Source organism: Shewanella mangrovisoli (assembly GCF_019457635.1).
GTDB lineage: Bacteria > Pseudomonadota > Gammaproteobacteria > Enterobacterales > Shewanellaceae > Shewanella > Shewanella mangrovisoli.
In genome coordinates this window covers 1,060,557-1,077,945 of the sequence record NZ_CP080412.1, presented here as the reverse complement: position 1 = coordinate 1,077,945, position 17,389 = coordinate 1,060,557, and the positions used below count along the sequence as shown (strand labels likewise).

General features: G+C 48.8%; 12 protein-coding genes. 4 read left to right on the top strand and 8 right to left on the bottom strand.

Annotation, left to right across the window (positions count from 1 at the left end; translation table 11 throughout):
• Positions 1–82: 82 nt before the first annotated feature.
• Positions 83–2,716 (top strand): aminopeptidase N, encoded by a 2,634-nt coding sequence (gene pepN, locus K0H60_RS04760; RefSeq protein WP_220057440.1) that lies wholly within the window; start codon positions 83–85, stop codon positions 2,714–2,716.
• A 61-nt stretch (positions 2,717–2,777) separates the two neighbouring features.
• On the opposite strand, the gene K0H60_RS04755 is transcribed toward pepN, so the two are convergent.
• The gene (locus K0H60_RS04755) at positions 2,778–4,304 is read right to left on the bottom strand and encodes an EAL domain-containing protein (RefSeq protein ID WP_220057439.1); all 1,527 of its coding nucleotides are present in this window, start codon (positions 4,302–4,304) and stop codon (positions 2,778–2,780) included.
• A 296-nt stretch (positions 4,305–4,600) separates the two neighbouring features.
• On the opposite strand from K0H60_RS04755, the gene K0H60_RS04750 reads away from it, so the two are divergent.
• The gene (locus K0H60_RS04750; protein WP_088210961.1) at positions 4,601–6,493 is read left to right on the top strand and encodes a methyl-accepting chemotaxis protein; all 1,893 of its coding nucleotides are present in this window, start codon (positions 4,601–4,603) and stop codon (positions 6,491–6,493) included.
• A gap of 106 nt (positions 6,494–6,599) precedes the next feature.
• Here the strand turns inward: K0H60_RS04750 and K0H60_RS04745 are convergent, their stop codons facing one another.
• Positions 6,600–7,997 (bottom strand): sensor domain-containing protein, encoded by a 1,398-nt coding sequence (locus tag K0H60_RS04745; RefSeq protein WP_220057438.1) that lies wholly within the window; start codon positions 7,995–7,997, stop codon positions 6,600–6,602.
• Positions 7,998–8,342: 345 nt separating this feature from the next.
• On the opposite strand from K0H60_RS04745, the gene K0H60_RS04740 reads away from it, so the two are divergent.
• A complete protein-coding gene (locus K0H60_RS04740) occupies positions 8,343–9,236 on the top strand; it encodes a DUF72 domain-containing protein (protein ID WP_220058110.1) in 894 nt (297 codons plus the stop codon).
• 12 nt (positions 9,237–9,248) lie between these two features.
• On the opposite strand, the gene K0H60_RS04735 is transcribed toward K0H60_RS04740, so the two are convergent.
• The 6 genes from K0H60_RS04735 to K0H60_RS04710 all read right to left on the bottom strand — a co-directional run bounded on the left by K0H60_RS04735 (position 9,249) and on the right by K0H60_RS04710 (position 16,377).
• Positions 9,249–10,718, bottom strand: a complete 1,470-nt coding sequence (locus K0H60_RS04735) for an inorganic phosphate transporter (protein ID WP_220057437.1) — start codon at positions 10,716–10,718, stop codon at positions 9,249–9,251.
• Between the two features lie 194 nt (positions 10,719–10,912).
• Positions 10,913–12,589 (bottom strand): OpgD/OpgG family glucan biosynthesis protein, encoded by a 1,677-nt coding sequence (locus K0H60_RS04730; protein WP_220057436.1) that lies wholly within the window; start codon positions 12,587–12,589, stop codon positions 10,913–10,915.
• 256 nt (positions 12,590–12,845) lie between these two features.
• A complete protein-coding gene (locus tag K0H60_RS04725) occupies positions 12,846–14,321 on the bottom strand; it encodes a carbon starvation CstA family protein (RefSeq protein ID WP_011716023.1) in 1,476 nt (491 codons plus the stop codon).
• A 225-nt stretch (positions 14,322–14,546) separates the two neighbouring features.
• A complete protein-coding gene (locus tag K0H60_RS04720; protein ID WP_088210965.1) occupies positions 14,547–15,023 on the bottom strand; it encodes a GNAT family N-acetyltransferase in 477 nt (158 codons plus the stop codon).
• Between the two features lie 185 nt (positions 15,024–15,208).
• Positions 15,209–15,943 (bottom strand): LrgB family protein, encoded by a 735-nt coding sequence (locus tag K0H60_RS04715; protein ID WP_220057435.1) that lies wholly within the window; start codon positions 15,941–15,943, stop codon positions 15,209–15,211.
• Entirely contained in the window at positions 15,943–16,377 is a 435-nt protein-coding gene (locus K0H60_RS04710; protein WP_023268403.1) for a CidA/LrgA family protein, read from the bottom strand. Before K0H60_RS04710 ends, K0H60_RS04715 begins: the two co-directional genes overlap by 1 nt.
• A 120-nt stretch (positions 16,378–16,497) precedes the next feature.
• On the opposite strand from K0H60_RS04710, the gene K0H60_RS04705 reads away from it, so the two are divergent.
• Entirely contained in the window at positions 16,498–17,388 is an 891-nt protein-coding gene (locus K0H60_RS04705; protein ID WP_220057434.1) for a LysR family transcriptional regulator, read from the top strand.
• The last annotated feature ends 1 nt before the right edge of the window (position 17,389 follow it).

Genomic DNA, 17,389 nt, shown 5'->3' with positions numbered 1-17,389 from the left:
TTGCCACTTCACAGTGCCTAAACTTACCAACCTGCGCCGCATCCAAGCCACAAATAAAGTAAATCGTTGAAGGATTGAAGTCGTGAATTTGTTTAAAGCCAGCCTAGTCGCCCTCACCTGCTCGGCCCTGATGTCGTGCGCCGTCCAAAGTCCGTTAAATACGGGTCCAAGGGATGCCAGCCCCTATATCAGCCAATATCAGGCGAGCTTACGTTCACAGGTGATTTCGAATGTGCATTATGAGCTGGATTTTCAACTGACTGGCGACACTGAGTTCAGCGCCACCACTAAGGTCCATTTCAATCTCAGCGAAGTGCCTAAGCAATTGAGTCTCGATTTAAACAAGGCACAAATTAAGCGCTTTTTGATTAACGGCACCGCGGTTTACCCTAATTACAATGGCGCCTATATCAGTTTGAATACCCGTTTACTGTCCTCGGGCGACAACACGGTCGAAGTGCAATTTACTCGCGCCCACAGCACTAATGGTGAAGGCTTGCACCGTTTCCAAGACCCAGTAGATGGTAAGGTCTACCTGTACTCACACTTCGAACCTGCTGCGGCGCAGCAAATGTTTGCAGTGTTCGACCAACCCGATTTAAAAGCCAACTATAAAATCAGCGTGACCGCGCCGAAGGACTGGCAAGTGATCAGCACCATGCGCGAGTCCTCAGTCACACCTGCTGGGGCAATAAATCGTTGGGAGTTTCCTGAAACACCTAAGTTAAGCCCCTATAACTTCTCGATGCATGCAGGGCCATACCATATGTGGCAGGATAATTCTGGCCGCTATCCAATGCGTTTATTTGCACGCCAATCGGTGGCTAACCAAGTCACGCCAGAAGATTGGTTTACCTATACTAAACAAGGCTTAAACTTCTTTGATGCCTATTTTGGTATCCCTTACCCCTTTAAAAAGTACGATCAACTCTTAGTACCAGATTTCCTCTACGGTGCGATGGAAAATGCTGGCGCTGTGACCTTTGCCGAAGATCATTTCCTCCACAAAGCGGCAATGACCGCCGAGCAAAAACAAAGCTTAGCTGGCGTTATCATGCATGAGATGGCGCACCAATGGTTTGGCGATCTAGTCACTATGAAGTGGTGGAATGGCCTGTGGTTAAACGAGAGTTTTGCTTCTTTTATGGGCACACTCGCCACCCAAGAAGCCACCGAATTTACCAATGCTTGGCGCAGTTTTTACGCCCAAGGCAAACAGCGCGCCTATGAGCAAGACAGCCTAGTGACCACGCATCCTATCGAAGTGCCCGTGGCGACCACCCAAAATGCTTTCGACAACATCGATGCCATCACCTATCAAAAAGGCGCCTCGACGCTCAAGCAGTTGCGCCATTTACTCGGCGATCTGGTGTTCCAGCGCGGCGTGAGTAACTACTTAAAGCAATACAGCTATCAAAATGCCGAGCTGGATGACTTTATCAATAGCCTCGCCAAAGCTGCTGGCCGAGACTTAAGCGCCTGGACGAAGGACTGGCTCTACAGTGCGGGAGTCAACACCATCAAGGCCGAGTATCGCTGCGACGGCAACCGCATCAGCGAATTTAGCCTATTACAGTATCCTGCCAGCAGCGAGCTGCCGACACTCAGGGAGCAGAAAGTCCAAATCGCCCTGTTCACTAAGGGACGCTTCGATTTAAGACATGAGACCACTGTACCAGTCACCTACAAGGGCGAACGCACTGAGGTGAAGCAATTAGTCGGTGAACGTTGTCCTGATTTGGTTTACCCCAACTACGATGACTGGGGCTTTGTGAAGGTGCAACTCGATGACAAATCCTTCGACACCGCGAAGCAACAGTTAAGCCGAGTCACAGATCCCCTGCTGCGTTCTATGCTGTGGCAAAGCCTGTGGGACAGCGTGCGTGAAGGCAACCTGAGCCTAGATCAATACTTAAGCACAGTATTCGTCAACGCCCCTGCGGAGAATGACTACACTGTGGTCGGCCAGATTATTTCGAGCTTGCTACGCAGTAAAGAATACCTCGCACAAATCGCGCCGATTCAACAAAACTATGCTGAAAACGCGGTCAAAGGCTTAGCACAAATGAGCCTTCGTAAGACCATGGAGAGCCGAGGCGACAATGACTTCCAGCGCCGCTGGTTCAATGCCTATATTCAGTTGGCTGGCGATCGCGACAGTCTGCGTCACTTAGCGCAATTGCTGGATGGCACGACCAAAATCAAGGGCTTAACTTTAGACCAAGATCTGCGCTGGGCCATCATCACTCAGCTGAATCGCTACGACTTCCCGAATGCGCAGCAACGTATTAGCCAAGAAGCCGCTCGCGATAACTCAGATTCGGGTGAAAAAGCCGCATTGGCAGCCCAAGTTATCCGCCCAGAAGCAGCCGCAAAACGTCGCTGGTTGAGTAAAGTCCACGCCGACGCCCTGCCGTTTGCTAAACAGCGCATCATTATGGAAAACCTCTATCCTGCGGAGCAAAAACTCTTAAGTGCAGCCACCGCCGAAGAACGCCTCGCCAACTTAGGGGATATGGATAAAAAAGGCCCAGTATTTATGCGTAGCTATAGCCGTAACTTGATCCCAACCGACTGTAACTACACCAGTATTGCCGCCTTGGATAAAGTGCTAGATAGCCAAACTGGATTATCGAATCTTGCCCGCCGCACCCTGTTAGAAACTCGCCAAGCCGAGCAGCGCTGCGTACTGATTAAGAATAAAATGACCCATTGATAAATCGGTTCATCATTCACTAAAAAGAGGCTCATGGGAGCCTCTTTTTTATGCGTCCATCTTACTTTTTATTGGATAAGTTCTGGTAAAACGTCAGCAAATCCTCAAAGGCCAAAGGCTTCGAATAAAAATACCCTTGATGTTGATATACCCCTTTGGCGGCCAAATACTCGACCTGCGCTTGGGTTTCAACACCTTCGGCCACCATATCCATCTGTGACTCACGGCCAAAGGCGATAATGGCATCGAGTACCGCGCCCTTTAAGTCCTGCGTACCTATGGTATCGGTAAACATCTTATCGATTTTGATGCTGTTAATCCCAAGGCGCTGTAAATAACTAAAACCACCAAAGCCAGTGCCAAAATCGTCCAGTTTAAAGTCATGGCACAGGGGAGTGACCGCCTTCATTTCGGCCAAGGCTAATTCGAATTGAGTGATGGGTTTGCGCTCGGTCAACTCGAAGGAAATACGCTTAGCCCTAGGCTCGGGGTGAGATGAAAACCATTGGCTGAGTAAACCCGATTCTAAATGTTGGGCGACAATATTAACGCTGACCCAGCCCTTAAGCTGAGGCAAGTCCTGATATACCTGCTCCAAAATCAGATCGGTGATCGGCAGTATTAAGCCCGAATCTTCGGCATAGGGAATAAACTGATTCGGCTGAACGAGCACGCCATCGAACCTTCGCCAACGGACTAACATTTCCTGACCGACCACCTCGCCGCTGCGACAATCAATAATCGGTTGATAGTAAGGAATAAACTCTTTACGGCTAATGCCCTTTTGGATCAGCATCCCCATAGACACCCGAGCCGATTGCCAATTCCAATAAAAAATCACCGCTAAAAAGGCCACAATAAGCGCAGAGATAAACAATACAATCCCAACCCTAGAAGCCTCCCGCCAATAAAGCTCATCTCCCGCTCTCAAGGTCAAAATCACATCTAATATGCTGATATATCGCGAATCTTCGATAAAGGTTTGGGTTTGCAGTAAATCTTCAACGCCTCGCTCGAGGGAAGAAAGACCTTGGTAACCAATCATTAATTGGTAACAACCATGGCACAGAGTAGATAGGGTTTCGTTATAGACAGAGCTATTAGTGAGCACCACTAACCTCTGCTCACCAAGATGAAAAATATAAGCAATGCTGCGGGCTCTATCGTTGGCGGCGACTGTGGTGGCAATATCCACCAATTGCGAATCGATAAATAGGCTGCGAAATCGGTCAAACTGATAATGCACCGGCGGACCAATATTGGAGCATTGCCGGCCATCGGCGAGTTCGAGTTGAATAAAGCGTACGATTGCGGGGCTCAATGAGGGACTATTCAGTAGGGCAATATCCTCTGGATCACAACTAAAAGATAACTCGGCAAACGCCTGCTCAACACTGCGCTGCTCAAAACCATCTAAACCACTCGCAAAATCGGTGGCAATATTATCGAGATCTTGGGTAAATCTTTTCTCCATGCTGTAAGACGTTAACCAAGGTTGCAGTGCGCTCGCCAGCAGGATAGGCAAAATAAATAACAGGCTTGTATGTAGCCAAGGATTTAAGCACCAGCGCGGAAAATTCCATTTCATATAGGTCACTCATTGTATTAATCAGTGCTGTTTGCACTAACTGATCGTTCCCTCAGCGTATGCTCCATAGCGACTAAAAGCTGTGCAATAAATCAAATTCGTCATGTTAGCGGTATAAACTCCTATAAAAGCAATTAGCTAACTCAATTGACTATTTGCCGAGATTACACTCACAGCGCCATGAATTCCAATTTCAACAGTCATAAAAAGAGTGACTTATCTATTCATGCTTTCACACTTTCAGCCGCTATACTCTATTAACGTTAGACAGCTAACGGAATTTAAAGGAATTACATATGAGATCAACACTCAAAACCCGCTTACTCTTTAGTAGTCTCTTCGCCGTTCTCATTACTGTCGCAGTGCTGGTAAGCATTTCAAGTTACTTCATTAGAAATAATGCCTTAGAAAATACTCAACATGAAATTGATCAACTGGCGAACACCTTTGCCGAAGGGATTGGCCTGTGGATGCAAGATAGAAAAATGGCCATCACCAGTCTTAAAAAGACCATAGAGGCCGATCCCAGTGTGCAGATCACCCCTTATTTATTACAAGCCCATAATGGTATGGGATTCGCGCTGACCTATTTTGGAGATGAACAAGGCAACATGTATCGCCAAGATCCTGCGCTTAACGTCGCTAACTATGACCCCAGAATTCGTCCTTGGTATATGGATGCCAAAGCCGCCAATGCCATTGTGATGACGGCACCCTATGTCAGCGCCACCTTAAAAAAACAAGTAGTGACCATTGCCGAACCTGTGATGGTCTCGGGTAGCCTATTCGGGGTGGCAGCAGCTAACCTCACCATAGATCAACTCACAGATGCGGTGCAGCGCCTTCAAGTGCCAGGCAAAGGCTACACCATCATGGTGGACAAGACAGGGCTTATCATTAGCCATCCTAAAAGCCAGCTCAATAACGAACAACTCAATAAAATCGATAACAGTTTTACCCCGAGCTGGTTATCTCAACGTGCCAACGCCAATACCCTAGAAGAGCGCGAACTCGATGGCGAGACCCAACTTATTTATGTTGCAGCTGTGCCATCCACCGATTGGGAATTGGTTTTCGTAATGAATAAAGACGAAATCATGTCGCAGGCCACCACACTCGCCTGGTGGATGTCCGCCGTCGGTGCTGGCTTACTGGTGATTTTCGGCTTAGTTCTAGTCGCCATCTTCAAGATCCAATTTAAAGACTTAGAACGCGTTGCCTTGGCACTCAATGATATTGCCGAAGGGGATGGTGACCTGACGGTGAGAATTCACACCGCCAACAGCCACGACGAGATTGGCATCTTAGCCTCGGGCTTTAACCGCTTCGTCGAGCGTCTGCACGGCATGATCTCAAGAATGCACAAGATTGCAGGCCAACTGGAATATCAAGCCCAAGGCAGTAGCGCCTCGGCCACAGATAATAGCCAGCGCATCGCCGTACAGCAGGACGAAGTGACTATGGTAGCCACCGCTGTGACTGAAATGGCCAGTGCCACCGAAGAGATTGCCAGCAATGCCGAACACACAGCGCAAACGGCGCAAGACGCGGTTGGTCTGTCGAACCACGGCCAAAAACAAGTGATGCAGAGTCAGCAATCAATCCGCAACTTAGCCAACGAGGTCGAAACTGCAGGTCGTATTATCAGCGAGTTAAACGAACACTCGCAGAAAATTAATAGCATCCTGCTCACCATCAGTGGCATTGCAGAACAAACCAACTTGCTGGCTCTAAACGCCGCCATTGAAGCCGCCCGCGCAGGTGAGCAAGGTCGTGGCTTTGCCGTTGTAGCCGACGAGGTGCGTGTGTTGTCGCAACGCACTCACTCCTCGACCCAAGAAATTCAAGCCATGATCGAAACCTTACAGCAAACTGCGGGTAAGGCGGTTAAATCTATGACTCAAAGTCATGATATGGCTGAAACCAGTGTCGCCGACGCTAACTCGGCCAGTGAGAGCCTACTACAGATCAGCAAAGCCATTAATGAGATCTCGGATATGGCGAGCCAAATTGCCACGGCCGCAGAGGAGCAAACCTCGGTCACCAGCGAAATTAACCGGAATACAGAATCGATTCGTGAGGTCTCTGAAAACCTCTCTATCGAAGCGCAAAGCTCTATGGTTCAGGCGCAGGAATTGGCTCACTTAGCCGCCTCGCTGCAACAGGAAGTCGGCCGCTTTAAGCTATAAATGTACCAACGGCTTATGCCGTAACGCATACCACGCTATAAAAAATCCCCGATAATCTTAAACTTATCGGGGATTTTTATTTATGCTAAAACTATCTCTTAAACACTTAGAGATGATGCGGGCTCAAGGATTCAAAATAGCTGGTCTTTAAGCCTTGATAGCCCATTTCAACCCGATTCCCCCCATTACGCTTCGCCTTATACATCGCCGAATCGGCGCAGGACAGCAGCTGTTTTTCATCCTTACCATGTTCGGGATAAAGGGCAATACCTATGCTGGGTAAAATATGGATCTGTTGATTGACTAATTCGAAGGGGTGATTAAGTACTTCAAGAATTTTTTGGGCAACGAGCAGGGTATTCTGCGCCGAATCGACACGCTCTAATAGGATCACAAACTCATCGCCTCCAAAACGAGCAACCGTATCCGAGTTTCTAACGCAGCCCAAAATCCGCTGGGCGGTGATTTGCAGTAACAAGTCGCCCACACCATGGCCATAGGTATCATTCACCCATTTAAACTTGTCTAAGTCCAAATAGAGTAAGGAGAAATAGCTCGACTCACGATTTGCGCGTGATAGCGCCTTCTGGAATCTGTCATAAAACAACTCACGATTTGGCAAATGGGTGAGTTGGTCATAAAGCGCAATATGCTCTAAACGCGCCAACATCTGCCGCCGCTCAATCGCAAAGGCAATTTGGGTCGACACAAATTCCACCAGCTCGCAATCTTGCTTAGTGTAGGCCCGAGAATCCGGGGTGCTATGCATGATCAGCGCGCCAATTATGCCCTTTTGTAGCTTTAGCGGGACCCCAAGCCAGCTAATAGGTTGATTTTGAAAATCTTGCTCCTGAGCATGGGAAGCAGGCATGGCAACTGGACAAATCAGCAGTGACTCGGCGCTTTGGATCACTTGCTCGGTAAACAGATCGAAGCTTGCACACTGCGCCCGATTCTGCTCGCCAACCCAAACACGATAAGGAAAGTCCAAGTCATTAAGATCTTGATCATAAAGCGCAATGGCAAAATTCGCTGCCGGTAATAACTTGGCCATGATCTGATGAATATGCCGATACAGGGCTAAGAGATCTTCGGCCACATGCACGGCTTCTGAAATTTCATAGAGCGCGGCTTGGCGCCGCTCGGCAATTTTATTCTTAGTGATATCTCGAGCCACGGCAATCCGCTGCTGACGGTCCTCGGACCAACGGGCGGACCAAAGAATATCGACGAGTGTACCGTCTTTTCGTACATAACGGTTTTCAAAGTCGAGTTTAAAACGCCCTTCCATGATGTCATTGGCTGCGGCGAGAGTCCGATCCCTGTCCGGTGGATAGACAAGATCTAACATCTGCATGCCGAGCATTTCGTCCGGGGTATAGCCAAAAATACGTTCGGCCCCCGCACTGACAAACTCAAAGTGCCCCGTTTTATCGACGACACAGATGGCATCCAATAGCAGATCAACAAATTGGCTTAGGGAAGTATAACCATCGTTTTTCACACAACTCTCCAACCATGCCTGCGGCTCATTTACATCATCATACTGAGGCAATTTATCCCCAGTCGTTAAAGCTCTCACCACACAATAACATACTATTAGAGTAGGTTAATTATGATGACAGTTCCATGCGGCCTTAAACACTAAACCAAGCACTGTAAGTTGAGGGTAAAAGCGATTTGACCTAGATAAAGGGATTTGAGCACAATACTCACATAAAGCGGCGATGATAAGCCCGCAACGCTGTTTTATCCATTGAATATCAGGCAATAAGTTTAACTAGGAGCATTTTTGGCGTCATTCAAGTCCCCTTGCCATACTGCACAAAATTTACGTCTCGGGCTTGCCATGTGGTCGCATAACCATTGGCAAGAAAGTGTTTATGGTTCAAGCACTAAACAGGCAGACAGACTTGCTCGCTATGCCAGTATCTTCAACACAGTGGAAGGCAACACCAGCTTTTACGCGACGCCAAATGCGCAAACCGTGATGAATTGGCACAGTGCCACCCCAGATGATTTTCGCTTTACCTTTAAACTGCCACAGACCATCACCCATCAAAGACAGTTGCAGGATTGTCAGCAGGAGTTACTGGCTTTCTTCCAAGTGATGTCACCCTTGGTCGAAAAAACCGGTTTGTGGAAAATTCAGCTCCCCGCCGCCTTCGGGCCAGAACAGCTGCCCGCATTAGCACGTTTTTTTGATCTGTTACCGCAAGGTTTAAGCTATGGCGTAGAGGTTCGCCATTTAGCCTTTTTTGCCAAGGGAGACGCCGAGCGGGCGCTAAATCGTCTGCTGATGGACAGACAAGTCAATCGCATTATCATGGACAGTCGGCCGCTATTTGCCCTGCCGCCCGCCAACGAGGCGATTATCGATGCCCATAAGAAAAAACCTCAGGTGCCCGTCCACGCTATCGCGACCGCCCATACGCCCGTGGTGCGCTTTATTGGCCAAACGGATGGCACGATTGAAGCCTTAGCGGCGAGCAACGATAGATTGCAGGTGAAGAATAACGATAGCTTTTTTAACAATTGGTTGCGGCAACTCGCGCTGTGGATAAAAGAGGGGCGCGAACCTTATCTGTTTATCCATACGCCCGATAACCAGACCGCGCCTGAATTAGCGGTACGTTTATACCAGCAGTTGCAGCGACAACTGGCCGATGAGGTCAGCTTACCGACGATTCAGTTGCATAAGGCCTTGGCACAATCCACAGCGCAGATGCAACTGACGTGGTAAAGGGTATTTAGCTTAACCCCAGAGCGCGTTAGCCAAGATAAACACCAAGGCCGATAAGAACATGGTAATAGGGAGTGTCAGTACCCAAGCCAATAAAATCTGCTTAATGGTTTGGCTTTGTAAGCCTGAACGATTGGCCACCATAGTGCCCGCCACCGCCGATGACAGAATATGCGTAGTCGATACTGGCATGCCCGTCACGCTGGCAATCCCAATCGAGGCCGCCGCCGTCACCTGCGCCGCAATCCCTTGGCTGTAGGTCATCCCTGAGGAGCCTATCTTCTCGCCCACCGTATAAACAATGCGGCGCCAACCCACTAAGGTGCCACAGCCCAAGGCCGTGGCAATCGCCACTATCACCCACAAAGGCGCGTATTCGGTCGGCTTAGTTAAATCCTTACGCCATTTATTGAGTGAGGTTAACTCCTTGGCGGGTAAGTCTAATTTTGCCACTTTGCGCGCAGTATCATCAATGCAAAGCAGTAAGCGTCGCACTTCACGTCGCTCTGCGACACTCATCTCTTGAAAACTGCTGGCCTTATCTAAACGGCGATCGAGCAGCGACATGGCTGGTAACACGGTTTGTGCCGAGCAGTGGCTAATCAAAGTATCCGTCACATTCACTTGGGCTTTAACATCCACCAGATCGCTAATTACCGCTTGATTGCGGCTATAAATCGCCATAATACGGCGGTTAGCATCTTGCGTCCTCGCCAAATCGTAGGATTGGCTGCTCATGTCGAGGGCAAAATACGCTGGCGCCATACAGATCAGCACCAGCATCACTAAGCCAATACCCTTCTGGCCATCGTTGGAACCGTGGGCGAAGCTCACCCCCATGGCCGAGGCTATCAGGCTCACGCGCGCCCAGAATGGCGGATGGCGTTTACCATTAATCTGAAATTGTTCATCGGGTGTGCGGTGGATCTTGTGTTTTTGCCACACGAACTTCATTAGCAATAACAGTATCCCCGCCAGCACAAACCCCAGCGTGGGCGAGATGATCAGCGACAGCATAATCTGCGTGGCTTTGGTAAGGTTGATACCATGCAGTACAGGTTCATTGTGTATCCAAGCGAATGCGCCGCCAACACCCATAATCGAGCCAATCAGGGTATGAGAACTGGAGGCAGGAATGCCAAAATACCAGGTGCCTAAGTTCCAAATAATGGCCGAGAAGAGTAGCGAGAACACCATCAACAACCCTTGGGTGGAGTCCATTCCCAGTAAAGAATCGACGGGCAAGAGATGCACTATGGCATAAGCAACGCCAAGTCCACCGAGTAGCACTCCGGCAAAGTTGAACAGGGCTGAAGAAATTACCGCGAGGTTGGCAGGCATTGCCTTGGTGTAGATGACTGTGGCAACAGCATTGGCGGTATCGTGGAAACCATTGATAAATTCGTAGGCCAGCACAAATAACACCGCCAGCACTAAAGCTACCGACCAACCCAGGCCGATAGAAGACAATATCTCAAACATGAATCGCTAACCTATTACGAGGACGCCACAGATTACGCCTAAGGTTGGCCTCTTTGACAGTGAAAAATTATTTAGATTTGCAAAAAGTGAATCAGTCCTCAATAACTCCGAGTCAGGCTTGCATTTAACAAATCCGCTAAAACAAAAACGCCAGCACAGGGCTGGCGTTTTAAGATTTAAAACTGAGTCACGGCTTACTGCAGATGACCGGCGTTATGCAGCTCACGCTCGTTCACTGGTGGTGGTGTCCACTGGTACATCCAAGTCTCAGTTAACGGCTGACCATCTACCTCTAAGTAAACTCTGAGGTTAATCGGCTCAACGCTGTCTTCTGGCGGCACTAGGTCAAACATAGCGCGATAACCGTTGATCGCATGTTGTGGGCGAGCAGATTCAATTTCGACACGACCTTGAGAGGTCGAAATCACCGCTTTCACTTGGGTATCTTTACCCAACATAGGTAAGGAACCACCAGCAAAATCAATCACAAAGCGCTTGCTATAATATTTACGCTTTTGACCAACCACACCACCAATACCGGTAAAGGTATCGACTACGCGGGCACGGGGTGACTGCACAGGTGGAATACCGCCCCAGTACATGTTGTAGCTGTAGAGTAGTTCTTGACCAGGCTGAATAGGCTCAGCTGGGTTCCAAAACGCCACGATATTGTCGAAGGTTTCATCCAGTGTTGGGATTTCCACTAACTGCACCGAACCTTTACCCCAGTTGCCCGTTGGCTCAATCCACAGGCTTGGGCGCTTCTCGTAGAACACGCCATCATCTTGATAATGGTCGAAATTACGGTCGCGCTGCATTAAACCAAAGCCCTTTGGATTCTCATCGCTATAGGCATTGAAACGCAGGTTGCTTGGGTTGCCCAGCGGACGCCAAATCCATTCACCGTTACCCGTGTGCATGGCAAGACCGTCTGAATCGTGGATCTCTTGGCGCCAGTCGTAACCGGTGCGGCGATCGTTTTCACCCACCATGTACATACTAGTCAATGGCGCAACGCCTAAACGTTCGATGGCCTTACGCGGGTAAATCGCCGCATCGACCTTCATTTTTAAACGCTCTCCCGGCTCGATATCGAAACGGTAAGCCCCTGTTACACTTGGTGAATCTAACAGAGCGTACACAGTCGCAATATTAGAGCCCGGTTGTGGTTTCTCTAACCAGAAACGGGTAAACATAGGGAATTCTTCAGGTTTAGGCAGCGCAGTGTCTACCGCTAAACCACGGGCAGATAGACCATATTGCATTTCTTGACCTACGGCGCGGAAATAGCTAGCGCCTAGGAAGGCGACCACGTCACGCTGCCAGTCGGTATTAAACTGCATTCTAAACCCAGCAAAGCCTAGGTCTTTCGGTAGTTGGCTACCCTTCACCTTGGATTTACCGTAATCGAACATGGAAGACGAATATTCGATAAGCTTTGCCTTGCCATTTTCCAATTGGTAAATATGCACAGGCGTATCGAAGTACAGGCCTAAGTGGAATAACTCGGCGCGAAACTCCGAATCATCCTCACGCCACAGGGCGGCTTTTTTCTTGAAATGGAACTGCTGGTAATCATCCCAGCTCATGCCCTGTAAGCTTTTTGGCAACTCGCCCTTATGGCTCACATAGGGCTCAGTCGCCAGCGTATGGGCATAGCCTTTCAACCAAGCGTAGCTAAACTCTTCTTCCTGCGGTGCACTCGCCTTACCCGCTGCACAAGCAGATAAGCTTAACAACACGCTGCAAGTGAGTAGCACACTGCCGACCATGCGTTGTAAACGGCTACGGGTAGACTGAGCTTCCACCGACGGCATCACCATCGGCTCACGATTTAAATGTCTTTGTTCGGGAAATAAATTGGGTTGCATAAGCAGACTCTGATTTGGTGTAACTTCCTGACACTTCTCTGCAAAAGTAAGCAATATTGCAGTGACTGCCCTGTGGAGAACTGTTGATGACAGTGATAACCATACCTCTATCTCCATCAGTTCGCCAGAATCTAACATAATTTCGACGCAATGGAATATGTCACAGTGACAATATTCAATACTGACGCCAGTTTATGAAAATAGTATTAAAAAGGGCTGCAAAATGCAGCCCTTAGCAGTCATAAAACCAATGAGGTTAAGAGTTTGTATCGAGCACTGTTTTGCGTTTGTTATGGGCAATAATCAAGGCCACTAAACACACCACGCCGACCGCAATCCCGACGGGCTGACTCAGTGACTGAGGTAAGCCTAAACCAATGCCCGCCGTCATGATGTAAGAGATGGTCACACAGGTTCCGGCAATCGCAGGCAAGCTCACAATCCAATGGAAGCTGCCTCTATCAAACAGATACTTAGTCGCCAACCACAGCACGCTTGTCGATAACAGCATGTTTGAGAAGGCGAAATAACGCCAGATCAAGGAGAAGTCGATCTTAGTCATAAAGTAAGCGATTGTCAGGATAGGCGCCGCTACCAGTAAACGGTTACGCATACTCTGTGGGATGTTAAAGGCGTCGATAATGGTGAGACGCAGCGATCTAAACGCAGTATCACCCGAGGTAATAGGGAATACAGCCACCGCAATAATCGCCATCACACCGCCTAATACGCCAAGATAGCTAGTCGCCACTTGGTTAACCACTAGGCCTGGGCCGCCTTGATCGAGTAAGCTCTTAAGCTCAACATAACCACCAGGGAAAGCCGCAATACCCGCAGTCGCCCATACGCAAGCCACAACACCTTCAGCCACCATAGCGCCATAGTAAACTGGGCGAACGTATTTCTCGTTGGTCAGGCAGCGCGCCATGATAGGTGCTTGAGTCGAGTGGAAACCGCTGATAGCACCACAGGTAATAGTCACAAACAGCAATGGCCAAATCGGTAAACCGTCTGGGTTTGGCTCGAGCAACTCATTGTTGTAATGGCTGTGGTTGAAGTAAGCGAACACATCGCCCATTTCAGGTAACTGTGGCGCGCTGATAAGCAGAGCAACCGCAATCGAGGTGGTCATAACGATCATCAACAAACCAAAAGCTGGATACAGCTTAGTGATGATCTTATCGATTGGCAGCATAGTGGCTAAGAAGTAATAAGCCAAAATCACCAACACCCAGAAGGTGTTATTGCCAAAAATGGTGTCTTTAAAATAGTCGAGGTTACTTAACAGACCCGCAGGGCTCATGATAAACACCACGCCCACGAAGAACAGTAACATCGCAGTAAACAGCAGCATCACGCCTTTAAAGTAGACATTAAAGTAGTGACCGGCGATTTCTGGCAAGCTCTTGCCATCTTCTTTAATGCTTAACACGCCAGAGAAATAGTCGTGTACCGCGCCGCCAATAATGTTACCTAACACAATCCAGAGTAAGGCCACTGGACCATATAAAGCCCCTAGGATAGGACCAAAGATCGGCCCAACCCCTGCAACGTTTAAGAATTGGATCAAAAACGCTTTGGCTGGGTGAACGGGCACATAATCCACGCCATCTTCGAATCTTGCTTGGGGTGTTTGCGCTTTAGGATCAATCCCCGCTTGGCGCTCAACAAACGGGCTATAAAACTTGTATGCCAGCACTAAGAGCGCAAGGCATAAGAAGAAAATAAACATTATTTAATTATCCATACTTTAGTAGGAGGTGATTAAATGGAGAGTTTCATTGAGTTAGCCAATGAGGTCAAGCCATCACGCACTAGACTAAAGTCGGGTTGATAAATCTAAATTTACGATAAAACACGTATATCTAAATAGATTTCTTAAATAACGCTCTCCTAAAAATAAACCAAAGCCGCAGGAAAAGCGTTTTAAACTATTGGCTAGTGTGACTGTTTAGCATCATCCCAGTACAAACTCAAACAAGGGCGCCGCATCATCCTCTTCTTGAATTAGCCTGTCCATCTTTACAAATCCATGGCGCAGCAACACCCGCTGAGACGCCACATTATGCTGAGCCACATGGGCAAACAGCGGCCTTGAATTCACTAAAGGCAAAAACGCGCTTAAGGTCAGCGTTGCTACCCCACGTCCCCAAAATGCACGGTCAATCCAGTAGCCAATCATCGCCTGACCATCCATATGCCAATGGCCAATATTGCCAACGAGCAAGCCATCGACTTCTATCCCCCGTGCCAGCACCGATGCCTGCCCGAGGATATTTTGCTGCCAATGAAGGTAAAACGCCTCACGTTCCCGCGAGGGGAACTGCGCCAATTGGGATGCTATCGGATCCTGCTGATGGGTGAAGATCAATTCCAGATCGTCTTGTCCTATGGGTCTCAATGTTACATTCGATACCCGTGTTTGCTTATCCATCCTATATCCCTATTCGATTTAATTTAGTCATCACTCTATTTCGACATTCGCCGCCAGCTAAAAAAATGGGCGCATAACCCAAGCAGAGGTTAGCGCCCTAAGAGGCAAAACAACATCATTTAAACAAACAAAATCGCAATAAGGTGTAGAGGATTAACGTAAACTCAGCACATCAATCTCGAACACTAACTGAAGATCATCGCAAATACGGGCGCGCCCAGCACCATGGCAATCCCGATAAAAATCATGGTTAAACTGGCAATAACCCCCTCTTGCTGGCCTAACTCACTGGCTTTAGCAGCGCCCGCACCGTGGGCCGAGGCCCCCAAGGCCACACCTTTACCTAAAGATGTACGAATGTGCATCAGCTTGAACAGCGGCTCGCACACTAACATGCCGATAATGCCGGTGATGAGCACCATCATGGCGGTCAGTTCTGGCACTCCGCCAAAGGCGCTTGTCGCCTCCATCGCAAAGGGCGTGGATACCGAACGCACCAACAAGCTCTTAGATAGCTCCACCGGCAGCGGCACAAATTTCACTAACAGCCAGCTGGAGATCATGCCCAGCAACAATCCTGCTATCACGCCAAGGGCAATGGTCAGCGGGTATTGGCGAATGAGTTTACGCTCCCGATAAATCGGCAAAGCAAATGCGATTGTCGCCGGAGCCAACATCGCCATTAACCAATGGGTGTATTCAAAATAAGTGGGCAGTGGAATATCGAGATTAAACACTAAGAGCGTGATCACCACAGGCGCGAGCACAATCGGCGCCAACCACCACACACGGTGGAGCCTGTATAAACGCTTGGCCACAAAGTAACAGAACAGCGTTAATAACAAGCTGATAAGCGCCAATCCCGTCTGCGAAAAGAGCAACTCAGAAATAGCCGCAGGGCTTAAGTTAAGGCTCGACATTAGGCCGCCTTAGCATGGCGACGTGCATGCTTTTTGATATTGAGTTGACGCTCAAAACGAAATACACGGTCGACCACAAATCCTGTGCCCACCATCACGCACACACTGCCCATCACTAAGGTGAAGAGAATATTCACCCCATATTGCTCAAACAGGCCTTCATACTTGATCACAGAGATCACAGGCGGGATAAAAAACAGCAGCAACTCGCCAATCAGCCAAGCGGCACCAAGCTGCACGGCGTTTTCAGGGATTAACTTAGTCGCAAGTAAAATCAGTAAGATACCTAGACCCAGCACACTACCAGGCACTGGTGAATGCGCCCAAGTCGCAAACCAATGGCAGGCGAAAGACAATAAACAAAAGAGGCCAATTTGAGTTAACAATAAAGCCCCATGACGGCATCGACGTATTGCGGCTTGTAGGAAAGACATGCGGTTTCTCGATTTACACTAAAGTTGCTATGGGATTATTTTAGGCTTGCCTATTTGATAAAAAAAATGAATATTAAGAATGTAATCCATGAATTTTAAGAATGTATTATAGGGAAGATAATGGATCTTAAAGTACTGCGTTATTTTATCGAGATCATCGATGCAGGCGGTTTTGGTAAGGCCAGCGAAAAAGTTCACCTCACCCAGCCCGCCCTTTCCAAGGCGCTGCGCCAATTAGAGGAAGAACTGGATCTCGTGCTACTCGAGCGCGGCAAACGTGGTACTCAGGTTAAGCTCACCCAAGCGGGAGAAGTGGTCTATCGCCATGGCAAGGAGTTACTCGCTGGCCGACAACGCATGTTGGCCGAACTCAGTGCCCAGCGCAGTTTAACCGCTGGCGAATTAAAACTCGGTCTCGCGCCGCTCGGCAGTGCTGAAATTTTTGCACCTATCATTGCCAAGTATCGCCAGCAATATCCGCAAATAGATATGCACCTGCTGGTACGCGGTGGCGTCGAGCAAACCTTAGCGATTCAAAAGGGTGAAATCGAACTGGCAACCGGGATTATCAACCTCGACGATGGTTACCACGGCATTCGGGTGTTTAACGATCCCATGGTGGTGGTGCTGCCCAAGGAGAATCCCCTCACCTCGCGGCCAATGCTGTCGATCCACGACTTAGTCGATGAGCCGCAAGTGATGTTTGAGACCGAATATACCTTGTATCAACTGGTGTTAACCGCTTGCCAACACGCCGGATTTACCCCAAAAAATATCACCCGTGTCAGCCAAGCCGACTTTGGGATCGCCCTCGTGGCGGCAGGCACGGGCGTGATGATACTGCCGCGCTCTATTGCGCGGCGTTACAGTGTATCGGGGGTGGTGAATATTCCATTGGCGAGCGATGAACTGCGCTGGGAGTTATCGCTGTTTTGGCGCAAAGAACAGGTATTATCCTTTGCGGCAAAGGCGATGATTGCGTTAGTGGAGAAACACTTAACCCAAAAGTAAT

Coding starts and splice junctions, on each gene's coding strand:
- K0H60_RS04715 (WP_220057435.1), bottom strand. CDS start 15,943: ATGTCGAGCCTTAACTTAAGCCCTGCGGCTATTTCTGAGTTGCTCTTT.
- K0H60_RS04710 (WP_023268403.1), bottom strand. CDS start 16,377: ATGTCTTTCCTACAAGCCGCAATACGTCGATGCCGTCATGGGGCTTTA.
- K0H60_RS04730 (WP_220057436.1), bottom strand. CDS start 12,589: ATGCAACCCAATTTATTTCCCGAACAAAGACATTTAAATCGTGAGCCG.
- K0H60_RS04735 (WP_220057437.1), bottom strand. CDS start 10,718: ATGTTTGAGATATTGTCTTCTATCGGCCTGGGTTGGTCGGTAGCTTTA.
- K0H60_RS04720 (WP_088210965.1), bottom strand. CDS start 15,023: ATGGATAAGCAAACACGGGTATCGAATGTAACATTGAGACCCATAGGA.
- K0H60_RS04750 (WP_088210961.1), top strand. CDS start 4,601: ATGAGATCAACACTCAAAACCCGCTTACTCTTTAGTAGTCTCTTCGCC.
- K0H60_RS04725 (WP_011716023.1), bottom strand. CDS start 14,321: ATGTTTATTTTCTTCTTATGCCTTGCGCTCTTAGTGCTGGCATACAAG.
- K0H60_RS04740 (WP_220058110.1), top strand. CDS start 8,343: ATGTGGTCGCATAACCATTGGCAAGAAAGTGTTTATGGTTCAAGCACT.
- K0H60_RS04705 (WP_220057434.1), top strand. CDS start 16,498: ATGGATCTTAAAGTACTGCGTTATTTTATCGAGATCATCGATGCAGGC.
- K0H60_RS04755 (WP_220057439.1), bottom strand. CDS start 4,304: ATGAAATGGAATTTTCCGCGCTGGTGCTTAAATCCTTGGCTACATACA.